Genomic DNA, 16,615 nt, shown 5'->3' on the forward strand with positions numbered 1-16,615 from the left:
TTATGAGCGGTATTGTATTTGCATTATTAGGCGCTGCAGTTGCAGTAGGTCTGGCGGGAGCAGGTTCAGCCTGCGGAGTTGGTATTGCAGGTCAGGCTGCGGCCGGCGTTGTGACAGAGGACCCAAGTAAGTTTGCCAAGGTTCTGATTTTACAGCTGCTTCCTGGTACACAGGGTATTTACGGACTTTTGGTAGGATTCCTGGTACTGTCTCAGATTGGTCTTCTGGGCGGAGGAGCAGATATGGAAATGTCTCTGGCTCAGGGCCTCCTTTATTTTGCAGCCTGCCTTCCTATTGGATTTGTAGGATTAATTTCCGGAATCTATCAGGGACGTGCATCTGTGGCTTCTATTGGAATTGTGGCTAAAAAGCCAGAGCAGTTTGGTAAAGCTATGCTGTTCCCTGCAATGGTTGAGACATATGCGATTCTGGCACTTCTGGTTTCTATCCTGGCAGTCAGCGCCCTGTAATTGGAAGATATAAATATTAGTTTAAATTTAAGGAGATAAAGGATGGCAGGATTAGATAAAATCATAAGTCACATCCTGGAAGAGGCGGGCAATGAGGCCCGGGCCATAGAGAAAAAATCAGAGGCAGAAGCAGAGAGCATTCGTCAGGAGGCTGTAAAGATATGTGAAAAGCTGAAGGCTGACAGCAGCGTAAAGATGGAGGAAGAAGAGAAGGCCCGGAGAGATAGGGCAGAATCCTCTGCTCAGCTGCAGAAAAGGCAGGCAGTGCTTTTGGCTAAGCAGCAGATAATATCAGATATGCTGGACCAGGCATATACAGCGCTGCTGAATAAAGATACTGCTGAATATTTTCAGATCATTTTGACAATGCTGGAAAAGTTTGCCCTGGATAAACCAGGAATGATTTGTTTTTCAAAAAGAGATTTAGAAAGAATGCCTGTGGGATTCCAAAAAGAGGTTGTGAAAGCCGCTGAGAAAAAAGGCGGTAAGCTGGAGATCTCTCAGGAAGGAAAAGATATTGACGGAGGATTTATCCTGATTTATGGCGGCGTGGAGGAAAATTGTTCCTTTAAAGCTTTGTTTAATGCCAGAAGGGATGAGCTTTCCGATAAGGTTCACCAACTATTATTTGCATAAAGTGCAGCCGAAAAGGAGGTTTTTAACATGTCTGATGTGAAATATACCTATGCGGTTGCGCGTATACGTGCTATGGAAACAGCGCTGTTTTCCACAGCTGTCATTGAGCAGATGTTAGCTGTAAAGGATTATGAAGCCAGCCTGCAGTTTTTAACAGAAAAAGGCTGGGGAGACAGCGACACACCTTTGGATATGGAAGCCATACTTTCCAGGGAGCGTGAAAAAACCTGGGATACAGTCAGGGATCTGCTGAAGGAGGATAAGGAGATTCTGGACGTATTATCTTACCAGAATATGTTTCATAATCTGAAAGCAGCTATTAAGGCTGTTTCCGTAGCTGGAAAGCATGGGAAAATATATTTTGAGGACTGCCCTATGGGAGGGCGGGAAATGGAGAAAATTGTTTCCGAAAAAAATTGGTCTGCTCTTCCTGATTATATGAAGCAGCCTGCAAAGGAAGCATATGAAACCTTTCTTCATACCAGAGACGGACAGCTTTGTGATGTGATTGTAGACAGGGCGGCTTTAGACGCTGTGTATGAAAAAGGGAAAAAGTCTAAGGAGGCCATTGTCAGGGATTATGCGGAATCTACAGTGGCGGTTGCTGACATTAAAATTGCAGTGCGCTCCAGTAAGACGGGGAAATCCCTGGAATTTATGAGAAGAGCCATTGCTCCCTGCAGCAGCCTTTCTGCAGACAGGCTGTCCCAGGCTGCCCTTGGGGGAGTAGATGCAATCTGCGAGTATTTGGAGGGCACTTCCTACGCAGGAGGCGCAGAAGCTTTAAAGGAATCATCTACAGCTTTTGAGCGGTGGTGCGACAATCAGATGATGGAAACGATTAAGCCGCAGAAATACAACGCATTTTCTGCTGGCCCCTTAGTGGCATATTTGCTGGCCAGAGAAAATGAAATTAAAACGGTGAGAATTATTTTAACAGGAAAGCTGAACGGCCTTTCTGAAGAGTCAATCCGGGAAAGGATAAGGGAAATGTATGTATAAAATTGCAGTAATGGGCGATTATGACAGTATTTACGGATTTGCTGCTCTGGGACTGGAAACATTTCCTGTTAATTCTCAGGATGAGGCGGAAAAGCTTCTGACAAATCTGGCCTCGGGAAATTATGCAGTTATTTATATTACAGAGGCTTTGGCGGAGCAGATCAGCAGTAAAATCGAAAAGTATAAAGAAAGTCTTCTGCCTTCAATTATTTTGATTCCAGGCATTGCCGGCAACACAGGCAAAGGAATCGAAGGAGTAAAAAAGTCTGTGGAGCAGGCAGTGGGCTCTGATATATTGTTCAGTAATTAGCAATAAGAAAGGTGGGTGATTGATCCCAATGAGCAAAGGCGTAATCAAAAAAGTTGCTGGTCCCCTGGTAATTGCAGAGGGAATGCGGGATGCAAACATGTTTGACGTAGTGCGTGTAAGCAACCAGCGTTTAATAGGAGAAATTATAGAGATTCACGGAGATCAGGCTTCTGTTCAGGTTTATGAGGAGACGTCTGGACTGGGACCGGGAGAGCCTGTAGAGTCAATGGATGTGCCTCTTTCCGTAGAGTTAGGCCCTGGCCTGATCGCAAGTATTTATGACGGTATTCAGCGTCCCCTGGATGATATTATGAAAGTAACAGGGGGAAACAGCCTGAAAAGAGGCGTGGAGGTTCCTTCTCTGAAAAGGGACAGAAAATGGCAGTTTGATCCTACAGTAAAAGTGGGAGATCAGGTGGAGGCCGGCGATATTATTGGAACTGTAAAGGAAACTGATGTTGTAGAACACAGGATTATGGTTCCCTATGGAATAAAAGGAACTGTAAAAGAAATAAAATGCGGTGAATTTACAGTAGATCAGGTGGTGGCTGTAGTAAGCGGCGGCGATAAAGATACAGAGCTAACCTTAATGCAAAGGTGGCCTGTGCGGAAAGGCCGTCCGTACCAGAGAAAACTGCCTCCCCAGACTCCTCTTGTAACAGGTCAGAGAGTTGTAGATGCGTTCTTCCCTATTGCAAAAGGAGGAGTGGCGGCTGTTCCAGGTCCTTTTGGAAGCGGAAAAACAGTGATTCAGCATCAGCTGGCAAAATGGGCGGAGGCTGACATTGTAGTTTATATTGGCTGCGGCGAGCGGGGAAACGAGATGACAGACGTTTTAAATGAATTCCCTGAGCTGAAAGACCCAAAAACAGGAAAATCCCTGATGGAACGTACTGTGCTGATTGCTAATACCTCTGATATGCCGGTAGCGGCCAGAGAGGCTTCTATCTATACAGGAATTACTATTGCAGAATATTTCAGAGATATGGGATATTCTGTAGCGCTGATGGCGGATTCCACCTCACGCTGGGCGGAGGCGCTGCGTGAAATGTCAGGACGTTTGGAGGAAATGCCAGGTGAAGAAGGTTATCCGGCTTATTTGGGAAGCCGTCTGGCTCAGTTTTATGAGAGAGCAGGCCATGTGGTATGCTTAGGTAAGGAAGGCCGGGAAGGCGCCTTATCTGCAATCGGAGCCGTGTCTCCTCCAGGAGGAGATATTTCTGAACCTGTATCTCAGGCGACCTTGCGAATTGTAAAGGTATTCTGGGGTCTGGATTCTGCTTTGGCCTACAAACGCCATTTCCCGGCGATTAACTGGCTGACCAGTTATTCCCTGTATGTGGATAATATGGGAAAATGGTTTAATGAAAATGTATCTGACCAGTGGATGCCTTGCCGTCAAGGTATGATGAGCCTGCTTCAGGAGGAGGCAGAGCTGGAGGAAATTGTTAAAATGGTAGGTATGGACGCATTGTCCCCTACAGACCGTTTAAAAATGGAGGCTGCCCGGTCAATTCGAGAGGACTTCCTTCACCAGAACTCTTTCCATGAGGTAGATACTTACACCTCCTTAAACAAACAGCTGCTTATGATGAAGCTGGTTCTGGCTTATTATGAAAAGGCAAAGAAAGCTTTGGAGGATGGAGCTTCTATACAGGGACTGCTTAAAATGCCAATCCGTGAAAAAATCGGACGTTTTAAATATACTTTAGATAATAATATAAACAGCGAGTATCAGGCGATTATGGCAGAGCTGGACAAAGAAATTGCTGATACAATGGGAAAGGAGGACTTCTAAATGCCAAAGGAATATAGAACCATACAGGAAGTTGCCGGACCTTTGATGCTGGTGCATGGTGTTGAGAATGTAACATACGACGAGCTGGGAGAAATTGAGCTGGCCAGCGGGGAAACCAGGCGCTGCAAGGTACTGGAAATAGACGGTACAAATGCCCTTGTTCAGCTGTTTGAAAACTCTACAGGAATCAACCTTTCCAATAGTAAGGTGCGCTTCCTGGGGAGAACTATGGAATTAGGCGTGTCTGAGGATATGCTGGGCAGAGTTTTTGACGGTTTGGGACGCCCTATAGACGGAGGCCCTGAAATCCTGCCTGATGAAAGAAGAGATATTAACGGATTGCCTATGAACCCGGCAGCCAGAAGCTATCCGGAAGAATTTATTCAGACTGGAGTATCTGCCATTGACGGTTTAAATACTTTGGTCCGCGGCCAGAAGCTGCCGATCTTCTCAGCTTCAGGCTTGCCTCACGCTAATTTAGCTGCCCAGATTGCCAGACAGGCAAAGGTGCGGGGAACCAGCGAGCCTTTTGCTGTAGTGTTTGCCGCCATGGGAATTACCTTTGAAGAATCTAACTTCTTCATTGAAAGCTTTAAAGAAACAGGCGCCATTGACCGTACAGTGCTGTTTGTAAACCTGGCCAACGACCCGGCTGTAGAGCGTATTGCCACTCCCCGAATGGCCCTTACAGCGGCAGAGTATCTGGCGTTTGAAAAGGGTATGCACGTGCTGGTTATTCTTACAGATATTACTAACTATGCAGATGCCCTTCGCGAGGTTTCCGCAGCCCGTAAGGAGGTTCCTGGGCGCAGAGGATATCCTGGATATATGTATACTGACCTGGCTTCTCTTTACGAGAGAGCAGGAAGGCAAAACGGAAAATCAGGCTCTATTACAATGATTCCAATTTTAAGTATGCCTGAGGATGACAAGACGCATCCTATTCCTGACTTGACCGGATATATTACAGAGGGACAGATTATTTTAAGCCGAGAGCTTTACAGAAAAGGAATTATGCCTCCTATTGATGTACTTCCTTCTCTGTCCCGTTTGAAGGATAAAGGTATTGGAGAAGGAAAAACCCGTGCGGACCACTCTAATACCATGAATCAGTTGTTTGCCGCTTATGCCAGAGGCAAGGAGGCAAAGGAATTGATGGTGATTTTAGGGGAGGCGGCCCTTTCAGACGTGGATTTAATCTATGCAAAATTTGCGGATGCATTTGAAAATGAATATGTTTCCCAGGGATATGAGGCAAATAGAGACATAGAAGAAACTCTTCGCATCGGCTGGAAGCTTTTGTCTATTTTGCCCAGAAGCGAGCTGAAAAGAATTGACGATAAGTATCTGGACCTGTATTATGGAAAGGAATAGAAAAGAGGTGATCCCCTTTGGCATCAACACAAGTTAATCCAACCCGTATGGAGCTGACAAGGCTGAAAAAGAAACTGGTAACAGCCACCAGAGGCCATAAGCTTTTAAAGGATAAGCGGGATGAGCTGATGCGGCAGTTTCTGGACCTGGTAAGAGAGGATATGGCTCTCAGAAAAAAGGTGGAAGCAGGAATCCAGGACGCCAACAAAAACTTTGTAATCGCCAGGGCAGGAATGTCAGAGGAAATTCTTCACACCTCTCTCATGGTGCCTAAACAAGAGGTTTATCTGGAAGTGGATAAAAAGAATGTAATGAGCGTGGATGTTCCTGTGCTGGAATATAAAACCAGAACAGCAGATGAAAACGACATTTACTCTTATGGATTTGCCTTTACTTCAGGAGATTTAGACGACGCGGTAAAATCTCTGGCAGATATTCTGCCGGATATGCTGCGGTTGTCAGAGGTGGAGAAGGCGTGCCAGCTGATGGCTTCTGAAATTGAAAAGACCAGGCGGCGTGTAAATGCTCTGGAGCACGTAATCATTCCAGAGACCCAGAAAAACATAAAATATATTACAATGAAGCTGGATGAGAACGAGAGAAGCACACAGATTCGTTTGATGAAGGTAAAAGATATGATGCTGGAGCAGGCTCACCATTACAGCGAGAATGCAAAGGCGTAGGAGGTACAAGATGAGAGAAACAACGTTGGTGATTATGGCGGCGGGAATCGGCAGCCGCTTTGGAGGAGGGATTAAACAGCTGGAGCCAGTAGGACCTTGCGGCGAGATTATTATGGATTATTCTATCCATGACGCTTTGGAAGCCGGCTTTGATAAAATTGTTTTCATTATCCGAAAAGATTTGGAAAAGGATTTTAAGGAAGTAATTGGAAACAGAATTGAGAAAATTGCAAAGGTATCATATGCTTTTCAGGAGCTGGATCATTTGCCTGAAGGATTTTCCAAACCGGCTGACAGGACAAAACCCTGGGGCACCGGCCAGGCTGTGCTGTGCTTAAAAGGTCTTGTGGACGGTCCTTTCCTTGTAATTAATGCTGATGATTACTATGGAAAAGAGGGATTCAGGAAAATTCACGACTATATGGTAAACAATATGCAGGATGACGGAGAGGTCATGGATATTTGCATGGGCGGATTTATCCTGAAAAACACTTTAAGTGAAAACGGCGGTGTGACCAGAGGCGTTTGCCAGGTGGGAGAAGACGGAAGTCTGCAGGATGTAACAGAAACATTTAATATCCAGATGAAAGAGGACGGGACCCTGGACGCTTTTGATGAAGCGGGAAATCCTGTAACAATTCATCCTTCCCAGCATGTTTCCATGAATATGTGGGGGCTTCCTCAGTCATTTATTCAGGAATTAGAAAAGGGATTTCCTGAATTTCTGTCTAATTTAAAGGAAGGCGACATAAAGTCTGAGTACCTTCTTCCAAAAGTCATTGACAATATGATCAAGTCTAAAAGGGCTTGTGTAACCGTGCTGGAAACACAAGATAAGTGGTTTGGAGTTACCTACAAGGAAGATAAAGAAGCTGTGGTCGCTTCTATCAGAAAATTGATTGCTGACGGAGTGTACAAAGAGAAGCTGTTCGACTAAATAATTAAGATAATAAAACCGAGAGGGCGCTGGGCAATTATATTGCTTCAGGGCTCTCTTTCACATTGCGGCATTGAAATTTGTAAGGAATAATTTGTAAATCAGTAATTGATTGTTAAGAGAAAAGAAAAGACAATTTTCCATAAATTGCTTATAATGAAGTCATAAAAGAGAGGAGGAATTATTATGAAAAAAAGTAGAAATATAGCAATTCTTACAGCTGCAGTGATGGGTGGAGCCGCATTGACAGCCTGCGGCGCACAGGGAGGAACCTCACAGATTCAGGCTGGAGGAAACGGAGTGCTTCAGGTGCAGAATGTGGAGAATCAGGTGATTTCCGTATCCAGCAGTGAAAGTGTAAAAGTAGTTCCTGACATGGCGGAGATTGTCTATGGAGTTTATACCCAGGCAGCAGATGCAAAAAGCTGTCAGGATGAAAACGGAAAAAGCGTAGATCAGGTAGTTGAGACTTTAAAGGGGCTGGGAATTGAAGAAAGTTCTATTCAGACCTCCGGATATGATATGAATCCTATTTATGACTGGAACAATGGCCAGACAATTACCGGATATGAGATGAACACTATGGTAACAGTATCTGATATTCCCCTGGAAAATGTAGGAGATCTGCTTTCCGGATCTGTTTCTGCAGGAATAAACAGCGTGCGTTCCGTTACATATTTGTCCAGCAAATATGATGAAAGATACCAGGAGGCCCTGAAAAAGGCAGTTGAATCAGCCAAGGTAAAGGCTCAGGCTATGGCTGAGGCAGGGGGCTGCACCTTAGGCCAGATTGTAGCCATGGAAGAATTCGGCGGAAATAGTCAGGCCAGATACACTGGCTATTATAGTGCAAAAAACAGCGCGGCGGCAGATGAAAGCGCGCCTGGAGCTATGGCGGTGATGCCTGGAGAATTAGAAATAGAGGCTCAGATAAGTGTAGACTTCGCAGTCAGCAAGTAAACATAACATAGAAAATATGTAAGGTTATTGACTGCTGAAAAAGCTGCAAAATAGGGTTGGATAAATCCATCATCTATTTTGCAGCTTTTTAGATTTATAGAAAACTTCGCCTCTTTTATTTTAAAGTTCAATATATTCCCAATGGCTGCGGGTAAAGATTTCGCTGCCTGTTTCTGTAATTACATAACAGTCCTCAAAACGGAAGCCGTATTCCTTAGAGCGGAAGAAATGATCGCCTGCTATGGTCATTCCCGGCTTTAAAAGGGAAGGGGTGTGAAAGCGGAAGGTAGGAGGTTCGCCCTCAAAAACACCGATTCCATGAGAAGCGCTGGCTGGAGGCGGTCCAAACCCGTGATCCACAAAGTAATTATAATACATTTGATAAATTTCTTCAGAGGTTAACCCTGGTTTTATCCACTGGCAGATTAATTTTTCGTGAAGCTCCAGCATAAAATCAATTTCTCTTTTCATAGAATCAGGCATTTTTCCAAAGATAATTGGCCGGCCGTAGGCAGAGGCATAGCCGCTGTAATGGCAGCCGATATCAATGTTAATAAGATTGTTTCTCCCCAGTTTGTTGTGGGTGCTGCGCCCGATTCCGCTGCGGCTGCGGTAGCCGGAATAGCAGAGAATTGGGAAAGAAGGTCCTTCTCCTCCGTTCTTATAAAGCTCGTCTGCTAAAACACCTTCCAATTCATACTCAGTCATATCAGGGTTGATGCGGCCTAAAGCATTATCAAAGGCTTTTTCGGAAGTAAGACACGCCTGGCGTACCATCTCTATTTCAGCAGGAGTTTTATTCATCCTAAGATCTACCAGAATATCCCCGCAGTCTATTAACTGACCTCCAGGCAGACAGGCCTCCTCCATTTTTTTATATAACCGGTGGGGAGTGATGGCGTAATCTCCTACGCCCAGGCGTTTTACGCCTTTGCCGTCAGTGACCTGGTGGAATAATTCTTTAAGAGAATAATATTTTACTCCAATCCAGTCGTGTACTGTTCCGCTGGTGTGGCCAAAGTCGCTGCAGCCTCTCACGCTGTCCATACCAAAAGGAGTCTGAGCGCCGAACTCAGGGGCCTCCCCTCCAATTAACACAAGAGGATTTCCGGTACGGCCTACCAGCACGCCTCCCACTTCAAATAAAGGCCAGTATTTTGTCAAATAACGAAGATTATGGCACAGCCCTTCATCCCCGTAACAAAGCACTGCGTCCAAGTCCTCTTCCTCCATTCGCTTTTGAAGGCGCTTCACGCGATCAAAATACTCACTGTCAGGAATTGATTTCAGCATGTAGATTACCTCGCTTTCTTATATGAATTTTATATTATGATTTTTTAAATTGTTTTTGAGGTAAAAATAAAACTTTATTACATTTAGTAATAAACTATATATCTGCATTCTAGCATTGAAAAAAGAATTTGTAAATAGGTTTAACCGGAAAATAAAGTTTTTTCAAAAATAAAATAAATATACATAATATTTGCAGAAAAATAGATAAAATCACAAAAATATTAAGTAAAAAGATACTTTACAAATGTAAATAAGTGTGATAAAATGTGAAAAACAATACAAAAACGGAAAATGAAAAGAGACAGCTTTAAAAATCTGAAGATCAGGCCAGTCATATTTCATATAAAAAAACGACACTTAATTAACTAATGTAATTAAGCGGAGAGAAGAAGAGGGAAATATGAGAACGGAAAAGGGAATTGATTTACAGCAGGTCAGCAAAGCCAACAGAATGAAGATTTTAAGACTGGTCCATGAGTATGGAAGTATTTCCAGAACAGATTTGGCGAAAATCACAAAACTGAGTTTGGCGGCAGTATCCAGAATTACTAAACAATTAATTGAGGAAGGATATTTAGTGGAGACCGGCTATGGAGATTCCTCCGGCGGAAGAAAACCTGTGAATATTCAGCCTAATCCTAAAGCTGGCTACATAATAGGAGTAGATTTCGGCTACTCCAGAGCAAAAGCTATTATATTTGATTTCTGCGGAGGCATTTTGTACGAGTATCACGCGGAGATCAGAAAAAGAGAATATTTTAATGGACTATATGAAGCTTTAGATTCCTGCATCGGGATTTTAAAGGAGCGAGGGGAAGATAAAAAGCTGATTGGCATAGGGGTAGGCGTAAGAGGCTTAATTGATGCAGTAAACGGTGTTATTTTATCCTCTACCAGCTTTCAGTGGAACAATGTCCCCTTAAAGCAGATTTTAGAGGACAGATATCATATTCCCGTGTTTATGGATATTAATGCAAGGCTGGCCGCGCTGGCGGAGTGGACGCTTGTATATCAGAGAAAGGTTCAGGATTTAGCATATATTACAGCCTCCTGGGGAATCTGCGCAGGAGTAATCAGCAACGGCGCCTTGTGCCGGGGAGTCTGCGGCGCTGCAGGAGAAATAGGGGCTTCTTTAATATATTTGGGAAATGATCAGACGGCGCCTTTAGAGCATCTTTGCGGAGGACAGATGCTGCTAAGAAAAGTAAAAGAAAATTGGGACAGTGAAGACTGCAGCATTTTAAAGGAAATTGTAAATTCAGAATCAGAAGGCCCGGAGGAGGTTCAGCTGGAGGACATTATAAAAGCCACAGAAATGGGAGATAAGCTTTGTATCAGACTTGCAGGGGAGGCCGGCAGAATTCTTGGATATGGCCTTGTTAATGCAGCAATGACATTAAATCCTCAAATAATGATTTTAGGCGGTATGATGCCGGATATGGGAGAAGTATTTTTAAAGCCTGTCCGGGAAACAGTAAAGCAGCTTTTAAAACCAGAGGTGTTACAGCGTTTAGAGATCAGGGAAAGTGCGCTGGGCTCTAAGGCTAGTTTAAAAGGCGCTTATTTATTAGTATTCCGCGGAAACTTTTCCGAAACCCTAGGGGCGGAAAAGGACGAATAAATATAATGTTTTAACAAGGAGGGAGCTTATGAAACTAAGAAAAGCCTTAAAAATGGCGGCGGTCTGTACCATTGCAGGGGCAGTAGCAGCTGTATCTTTGTGTGGATGTTCCCAGAAAAAGGAGGGACAGCTGTTAAAGACCATCGAGAAAAGAGGAGTGATGAAGGTTGGCACCTCCTCAGACCACGCGCCGTGGTCGTTTAAGGATGAAAGCGATAACTTTGTAGGTTATGACATGGACCTGATCAGGGAAATTGGCGACAGAATGAACGTGGACATTGAAATTACAGATATGAGCTTTGACGCCTTGGTGGCAGCCGTGCAAAGCGGTAAAGTGGACGTAGCTATCTGTTGTATGGGAGCAAAAGAGGAGAGGAAGAAAATGGTTGACTTTTCCGACATGTACCATCAGCAGCTGAATGTGTATCTGGCAAAAACAGGGGCAGGAATCCAGATTCAGGATATGGAGGATATTACTAATTATACAGTAGGCGTTCTCAGCGGTTCGCTGCCGGAGCAGTACATTACAGACTTAGTTGAGGCAGGAAAAATGGACGGAGACAAAGTATCCCGCTATGAGAAGGCAGATGATGAGATTCTGGATTTGGATGCAGGCAGAATCCAGATGGTAGCAGGTGATAAGGGGCAGTCCAGAGAATATGAAAAGCTTTATGATGTGGAGATTATTTGGGAAGGTTCCTTCTATGGAACAGGAGAGAATATAGCTGTTCCTAAAAATGAGCCTGATCTTTTAAACAAAATCAACAGTATTTTAGGAGAATTAAAGGATGAAGGATTCCTGGAAGGCTTAGCTGAAAAATGGCAGACTGATTAATAGGAAGAGGGTGCTGCAGTATGGATATGGAACGTTTTTTTAGTTATTTGCTGCCTTACTTACTAAAGGGAGTGCCTGTAACCATTTCCGTAACCTTAATCGCCCTTGTTTTCGGTGGGGCTGTAGGACTTCTTATGGCAGTGTTCCGAGTTTACGGAAATTCGGCAATAAGAAAAGCGCTGACTATATACAGCACAGTTTTCCGGGCTGTGCCTCAGCTAGTACTGTTGCTGTTACTTTACTTTTCCATTGCAGGCTCTATTAATATTTCTGCTTACTGGGCAGCGGCGCTGTCCCTGGCAGTAATAAGCAGCGCGTATCAGCTGGAGATTTTCAGAGGAACGTTTCAGTCCATTGACCCAGGCCAGATGATGGCTGCCAGGGCTATAGGAATGAGCCGTCAAAAAGCAATATGCAAGATTTTGATTCCTCAGGCAGTGAGAAAAGCAATTCCTGCGTGGACAAATGAGATGGCCACTACAATAAAATCCTCTTCTCTGGTGTATGTTTTAGGAGTGCCGGAGATGCTGCGTCTGGCTCAATATGACATTGCCAGAACAAAGCAGCCCTTTCCCGCATATTTGGCAGTGGGCATCCTGTACTTCCTCCTGATATTTCTGTCAGGCAAAGGGATGAGAATGCTGGAGAAAAAGCTGAGCATTGCGGAAAATTGACAGAAGCAATTAATAAACAGTTTCCGGGGAAGGAAGTGTAAGAGGATGGGAAATGAAATCATCCGCATGGAAAATATTAAAAAAACATATGGGAAAACAGAAGTACTAAAGGGAATCAGTCTGAATGTAAAGGAGTCAGAGGTAATTGTACTTTTAGGCCCCAGCGGAACAGGAAAAAGTACGTTTCTCAGATGTATAAATATGCTGACTGTGCCAGACAGCGGTACAGTTTGGGTAAACGGTCTGGAATTAACTGATAAAAAGGTAAACATTAATCACGCCAGAGAGCATATTGGCATGGTGTTTCAGGACTTTAATTTATTCAGCCACCTTCGGGCCCTTGACAATGTGGCTATTGGCTTAACAGAAGTATTGGGGGTAAAGAAAAGCGAGGCCAGGGCCAGAGCCCAGGCGGAACTGGAGAGAGTAGGCTTGGGGGATAAGGCCGGCTTATATCCTGGTCAGCTGTCCGGCGGGCAGAAGCAAAGAGTAGCTATTGCCAGAGCCTTGGCTATGGACCCTAAGGTGATGCTGTTTGACGAGCCTACCTCAGCTTTGGACCCGGAACTGATTGGAGAGGTTTTGGATGTTATGCAGAAGCTGGCGGCAGAGGGGATGACAATGGTCTGCGTGACCCATGAGATGCATTTTGCAAAAGAAGTGGCAAACAGGGTTGTGTTTATGGAGGGCGGAGTAATTGTGGAGGAAGGCTCCCCCGACCAGTTTTTCAATGATCCTCACTCTCAAAGAGCAAAGAAATTCCTGGGAAAATTTGCAGGTGTAGGCGCTGCCGGATAGGAGGTAGCTTATGGATTATTATTCATTTTTGCAGGTGGCTGTTCCAGCCATGGCCAGCGGCGTTGTAAAAAGCCTTCAGATATCAGTAATTTCCCTGGCAATCGGCCTGCTGGTGGGAGTCCCCTTAGCTTTTGTCAGAGTATATGGAGGAAAAACGGCAAAAAAGCTTACTATGGCATACTCGGAAATATTCAGAGGAACCCCTGTGTTAGTACAGTTGTTTTTAATCTACTACGGCCTTCCTCAGTTCGGGATTTTGTTTTCCCCAATGACAGCCGCATGTTTAACATTAGGTTTAAACAGCTCAGCTTACCAAATAGAATATTTCCGCGGTTCAATCGTGGCGGTGGGAGATAAACAGATGGAGGCGGCCAGGTCTATTGGGATGAGTACCTTTCAGGCGGTAAAATGTATTATGCTGCCTCAGGCTTTAAGGCTGGTGTTGCCTGCCTGGAGCAATGAAGCGATTTATATGATTAAAAATACAGCGGTAGTATATTTAATCGCCCTTCCGGAATTAATGACTCAAACAAAAATCCTGATCGCCAGGTACTACAATCCAATAGAATCATACGCTACGGTGGCAGTATTTTATCTTATTCTGGTTGCGGCGGCTACAGTGATCTTCCATAATGTAGAAAGAAAAACAGCCATTCCAGGGCTTTGTCTGGAAGAGATAGGAAGAAATAATTAAATAAAAAGAAGGTATCTCTAAATAACCAGAAGGTTTTCTTATATGAATTTAGAGATACCTTCTTTTTTTGTGGGAATTTTAGAGAAAAATTATTCTTGCCATGGCCCAGGTTCCTTTTGTATACTGAAAATCAGGAATAATAACTGGAGAAAGGGTGAAGTTATTTATGAAATCATTAGTTATTGCAGAAAAACCTTCTGTAGCCAGAGATATTGCCAGAGTGTTAGGGTGTAAAAAACAGGCGGACGGTGCAATAGAGGGAGAAAAATATATAGTTACCTGGGGACTTGGACATTTAGTTACTTTGGCTGATCCAGAGGATTACGACGGGAAATTTAAAGAGTGGAAAATGGAGTATCTGCCTATGATGCCAAGTCCCTTCCGCCTGGAAGTGATTAAACAGACGGCAAAACAGTACAGGGCGGTGAAAAATCAGATTGCCAGAAAAGATGTGGGGCAGATTATTATAGCCACAGACGCAGGGAGAGAGGGAGAATTAGTTGCCAGGTTGATTCTTAAAAAAGCTGGCAATAATAAACCCTGCAGCCGTCTTTGGATTTCCTCTGTGACAGACAAGGCCATAGGAGAAGGATTTAAGCATTTAAAGGACAGCAGGGAATATGACGCTTTATACGACGCGGCCATGTGCAGGGCGGAAGCTGACTGGCTGGTAGGCATTAATGCAACCAGAGCATTAACCTGCAAGTATAATGCTCAGCTGTCCTGCGGACGTGTTCAGACCCCAACTTTAGCTATGATCAGGAAAAGAGAAAATCAAATCAGGGAATTCCAGCCTAAGCCGTATTATAGTATATGGGCAAAAATGGAAACAGAGGCGGGGAAGCCGGATCTTATATTGTCATGGCAGGATAAAAAGTCAGGGAGCCGCAGCACATTCCAGAAGGAAAAAGCAGAAGATTTATGCAGAAAACTGCAGGGGGAGAAGGGAGTTATTTTTGACATTGTAAAGATACCTAAAAAGGTATACGCCCCTTTGCTTTATGATTTAACGGAGCTGCAAAGGGAGGCAAATAAAAGGTATCGCTATTCCCCTAAGGAAACCTTAAATATTATGCAGAGATTATATGAAAATCATAAGGTTCTCACATATCCCAGAACAGACTCCAGATATGTAGGCAGCGATATTTTGCCCACTATACAGGACAGATTGAAGGCCTGTGGAACAGGGCCTTATAAAAGGCTGGCAGGCAAATTGATAAATCAAAGCTTTTCCGGGAAAGCATTTTTTGTAGACGATAAAAAGGTATCAGATCATCATGCAATTATTCCTACAGAGCAGTTTGTACAGCTGGATCATATGACTGTAGATGAAAGAAGAATTTACGATTTAGTAGTGAGAAGATTTTTAGCCGTGCTTTATCCCCCTTATGAATATGAGCAAACCAGTATGGTTGTGGATATCTTGGGAGAAAAATTTACAGCCAGTGGGAAAATAACCTTAAACCAGGGCTGGAAAGCTGTTTATGAAGAGATGGACGGAATTTATGACCAGGAAGAGGAGGATTTAGAGCAAGTATCTTCTGGCTCTCTGGACAGGCAGCTGCCTGACCTGAAAAAAGGTGAAATTTTAACAGGATTAGATTTTAACATAAAAGAGGGAAAGACAAAGCCGCCGGCGCCTTTTAACGAGGCTACGCTGCTGTCGGCTATGGAAAACCCTGTGGCTTATATGGAAAGCGATAATAAGGCTATGGCTAAAACATTAGGAGAAACAGGGGGATTGGGCACAGTTGCCACAAGAGCAGATATTATTGAGAAGCTTTTTGGAAGCTTTCTCATAGAGAAGCGAGGGCAGGATATCTTTCTTACTTCCAAGGCAAAACAGCTTTTAGATTTGGTGCCGGAGGATCTTAGAAAGCCGGAGCTGACTGCGGATTGGGAGATGAAGCTTTCCAACATAGCAAAAGGCAGTCTGAAAAGAAAAGAATTTATGGAGGAAATCTACAGCTATACAGAGGAGCTGATAGATGAAATTAAAACAAGCGGGGGACAGTTTTTCCACGATAATCTGACAAATAAAAAATGTCCTGACTGCGGAAAAAGACTTCTGAAAGTAAAGGGAAAGAACAGCGAAATGTTAGTGTGCCAGGACAGAGAGTGCGGCTATAGAGAAACCTTGTCCAGAACCTCCAACGCCCGCTGTCCAAAGTGCCACAAAAAAATGGAATTAAGAGGAAAGGGAGACAGCCAGATTTTTGTGTGCGCCTGCGGCTATAAAGAGAAATTGACTGCATTTCAGGACAGAAAAAAGAAGGAGGGGAAAGGCGTATCTAAGAAGGATATAGCTAAGTATATGAGGAACCAGGCAAAGGAGGAAGAGGCGCTAAATTCTCCTTTTGCAGCTGCATTTGCAAAATTAAATCTGGATTCTGAAGAAAATCAGAAGAAATAAAAAAATATTGCCCGATATTGGGCTATTATGCAGGGCTTTTAGTAGGCAAACTTCTATGATTTATGATATACTAATTATACTTTAAACCTAAGCTTGCAATCACATCATTAAGAGGAG

16 protein-coding genes are annotated in these 16,615 nt (G+C 43.9%); 15 read left to right on the top strand and 1 reads right to left on the bottom strand.

Annotated features, from left to right (window positions below; all coding sequences use genetic code 11):
- Positions 1-2 precede the first annotated feature (2 nt).
- The 9 genes from C1A07_RS09980 to C1A07_RS10020 all read left to right on the top strand — a co-directional run bounded on the left by C1A07_RS09980 (position 3) and on the right by C1A07_RS10020 (position 8,170).
- Positions 3-470 carry a V-type ATP synthase subunit K gene (locus C1A07_RS09980; protein ID WP_101876971.1) on the top strand — a complete coding sequence of 156 codons (468 nt, stop codon included), beginning with the start codon at positions 3-5 and terminating at the stop codon, positions 468-470.
- Between the two features lie 42 nt (positions 471-512).
- Positions 513-1,106: a V-type ATP synthase subunit E gene (locus C1A07_RS09985; protein ID WP_101876972.1), complete on the top strand. Its 594-nt coding sequence runs from the start codon at positions 513-515 to the stop codon at positions 1,104-1,106.
- Between the two features lie 27 nt (positions 1,107-1,133).
- Complete coding sequence (locus C1A07_RS09990; protein ID WP_101876973.1) at positions 1,134-2,108, top strand: V0D/AC39 family V-type ATPase subunit; 975 nt, start codon at positions 1,134-1,136, stop codon at positions 2,106-2,108.
- Complete coding sequence (locus tag C1A07_RS09995) at positions 2,101-2,418, top strand: V-type ATP synthase subunit F (protein WP_101876974.1); 318 nt, start codon at positions 2,101-2,103, stop codon at positions 2,416-2,418. The genes C1A07_RS09990 and C1A07_RS09995 overlap by 8 nt, the downstream gene beginning before the upstream one ends.
- Before the next feature lie 28 nt (positions 2,419-2,446).
- Entirely contained in the window at positions 2,447-4,216 is a 1,770-nt protein-coding gene (locus C1A07_RS10000) for a V-type ATP synthase subunit A (protein WP_101876975.1), read from the top strand.
- Positions 4,217-5,590, top strand: a complete 1,374-nt coding sequence (locus C1A07_RS10005; RefSeq protein ID WP_101876976.1) for a V-type ATP synthase subunit B — start codon at positions 4,217-4,219, stop codon at positions 5,588-5,590.
- Positions 5,591-5,607: 17 nt separating this feature from the next.
- Entirely contained in the window at positions 5,608-6,273 is a 666-nt protein-coding gene (locus C1A07_RS10010) for a V-type ATP synthase subunit D (RefSeq protein WP_101876977.1), read from the top strand.
- 10 nt (positions 6,274-6,283) lie between these two features.
- Complete coding sequence (locus tag C1A07_RS10015) at positions 6,284-7,210, top strand: nucleotidyltransferase family protein (RefSeq protein WP_101876978.1); 927 nt, start codon at positions 6,284-6,286, stop codon at positions 7,208-7,210.
- Between the two features lie 186 nt (positions 7,211-7,396).
- Positions 7,397-8,170, top strand: a complete 774-nt coding sequence (locus C1A07_RS10020; protein ID WP_101876979.1) for an SIMPL domain-containing protein — start codon at positions 7,397-7,399, stop codon at positions 8,168-8,170.
- A gap of 120 nt (positions 8,171-8,290) precedes the next feature.
- Here C1A07_RS10020 and C1A07_RS10025 read toward each other — a convergent pair whose 3' ends face one another.
- On the bottom strand, positions 8,291-9,463 hold the full coding sequence (locus C1A07_RS10025) for a M24 family metallopeptidase (RefSeq protein ID WP_101876980.1): 1,173 nt from the start codon (positions 9,461-9,463) through the stop codon (positions 8,291-8,293).
- Positions 9,464-9,863: 400 nt separating this feature from the next.
- Between C1A07_RS10025 and C1A07_RS10030 the strand changes: the two genes are divergently transcribed.
- From C1A07_RS10030 to C1A07_RS10055, 6 genes are all read left to right on the top strand, one after another.
- The gene (locus C1A07_RS10030) at positions 9,864-11,084 is read left to right on the top strand and encodes an ROK family transcriptional regulator (RefSeq protein ID WP_101876981.1); all 1,221 of its coding nucleotides are present in this window, start codon (positions 9,864-9,866) and stop codon (positions 11,082-11,084) included.
- 28 nt (positions 11,085-11,112) lie between these two features.
- Positions 11,113-11,919: a transporter substrate-binding domain-containing protein gene (locus C1A07_RS10035; RefSeq protein WP_101876982.1), complete on the top strand. Its 807-nt coding sequence runs from the start codon at positions 11,113-11,115 to the stop codon at positions 11,917-11,919.
- 20 nt (positions 11,920-11,939) lie between these two features.
- Complete coding sequence (locus tag C1A07_RS10040; protein ID WP_101876983.1) at positions 11,940-12,593, top strand: amino acid ABC transporter permease; 654 nt, start codon at positions 11,940-11,942, stop codon at positions 12,591-12,593.
- 45 nt (positions 12,594-12,638) lie between these two features.
- Positions 12,639-13,391, top strand: coding sequence for an amino acid ABC transporter ATP-binding protein (locus C1A07_RS10045; RefSeq protein WP_242972292.1), 753 nt, complete (start codon positions 12,639-12,641; stop codon positions 13,389-13,391).
- A gap of 10 nt (positions 13,392-13,401) precedes the next feature.
- Positions 13,402-14,085 carry an amino acid ABC transporter permease gene (locus C1A07_RS10050; RefSeq protein ID WP_101876984.1) on the top strand — a complete coding sequence of 228 codons (684 nt, stop codon included), beginning with the start codon at positions 13,402-13,404 and terminating at the stop codon, positions 14,083-14,085.
- Between the two features lie 166 nt (positions 14,086-14,251).
- Positions 14,252-16,498 carry a DNA topoisomerase III gene (locus tag C1A07_RS10055; RefSeq protein ID WP_101876985.1) on the top strand — a complete coding sequence of 749 codons (2,247 nt, stop codon included), beginning with the start codon at positions 14,252-14,254 and terminating at the stop codon, positions 16,496-16,498.
- Positions 16,499-16,615: the final 117 nt, after the last annotated feature.

Source organism: Lachnoclostridium edouardi, from assembly GCF_900240245.1.
Classification (GTDB): Bacteria; Bacillota; Clostridia; order Lachnospirales; family Lachnospiraceae; genus Lachnoclostridium_A; species Lachnoclostridium_A edouardi.

Bases quoted from the DNA above. Each gene is read 5' to 3' on its own strand.
- C1A07_RS09995 (WP_101876974.1), top strand. From the start codon at position 2,101: ATGTATAAAATTGCAGTAATGGGCGATTATGACAGTATTTACGGATTT.
- C1A07_RS10040 (WP_101876983.1), top strand. From the start codon at position 11,940: ATGGATATGGAACGTTTTTTTAGTTATTTGCTGCCTTACTTACTAAAG.
- C1A07_RS10025 (WP_101876980.1), bottom strand. From the start codon at position 9,463: ATGCTGAAATCAATTCCTGACAGTGAGTATTTTGATCGCGTGAAGCGC.
- C1A07_RS10015 (WP_101876978.1), top strand. From the start codon at position 6,284: ATGAGAGAAACAACGTTGGTGATTATGGCGGCGGGAATCGGCAGCCGC.
- C1A07_RS10030 (WP_101876981.1), top strand. From the start codon at position 9,864: ATGAGAACGGAAAAGGGAATTGATTTACAGCAGGTCAGCAAAGCCAAC.
- C1A07_RS10005 (WP_101876976.1), top strand. From the start codon at position 4,217: ATGCCAAAGGAATATAGAACCATACAGGAAGTTGCCGGACCTTTGATG.
- C1A07_RS09980 (WP_101876971.1), top strand. From the start codon at position 3: ATGAGCGGTATTGTATTTGCATTATTAGGCGCTGCAGTTGCAGTAGGT.
- C1A07_RS09985 (WP_101876972.1), top strand. From the start codon at position 513: ATGGCAGGATTAGATAAAATCATAAGTCACATCCTGGAAGAGGCGGGC.
- C1A07_RS10045 (WP_242972292.1), top strand. From the start codon at position 12,639: ATGGGAAATGAAATCATCCGCATGGAAAATATTAAAAAAACATATGGG.
- C1A07_RS10020 (WP_101876979.1), top strand. From the start codon at position 7,397: ATGAAAAAAAGTAGAAATATAGCAATTCTTACAGCTGCAGTGATGGGT.
- C1A07_RS10050 (WP_101876984.1), top strand. From the start codon at position 13,402: ATGGATTATTATTCATTTTTGCAGGTGGCTGTTCCAGCCATGGCCAGC.
- C1A07_RS10000 (WP_101876975.1), top strand. From the start codon at position 2,447: ATGAGCAAAGGCGTAATCAAAAAAGTTGCTGGTCCCCTGGTAATTGCA.
- C1A07_RS09990 (WP_101876973.1), top strand. From the start codon at position 1,134: ATGTCTGATGTGAAATATACCTATGCGGTTGCGCGTATACGTGCTATG.
- C1A07_RS10055 (WP_101876985.1), top strand. From the start codon at position 14,252: ATGAAATCATTAGTTATTGCAGAAAAACCTTCTGTAGCCAGAGATATT.
- C1A07_RS10035 (WP_101876982.1), top strand. From the start codon at position 11,113: ATGAAACTAAGAAAAGCCTTAAAAATGGCGGCGGTCTGTACCATTGCA.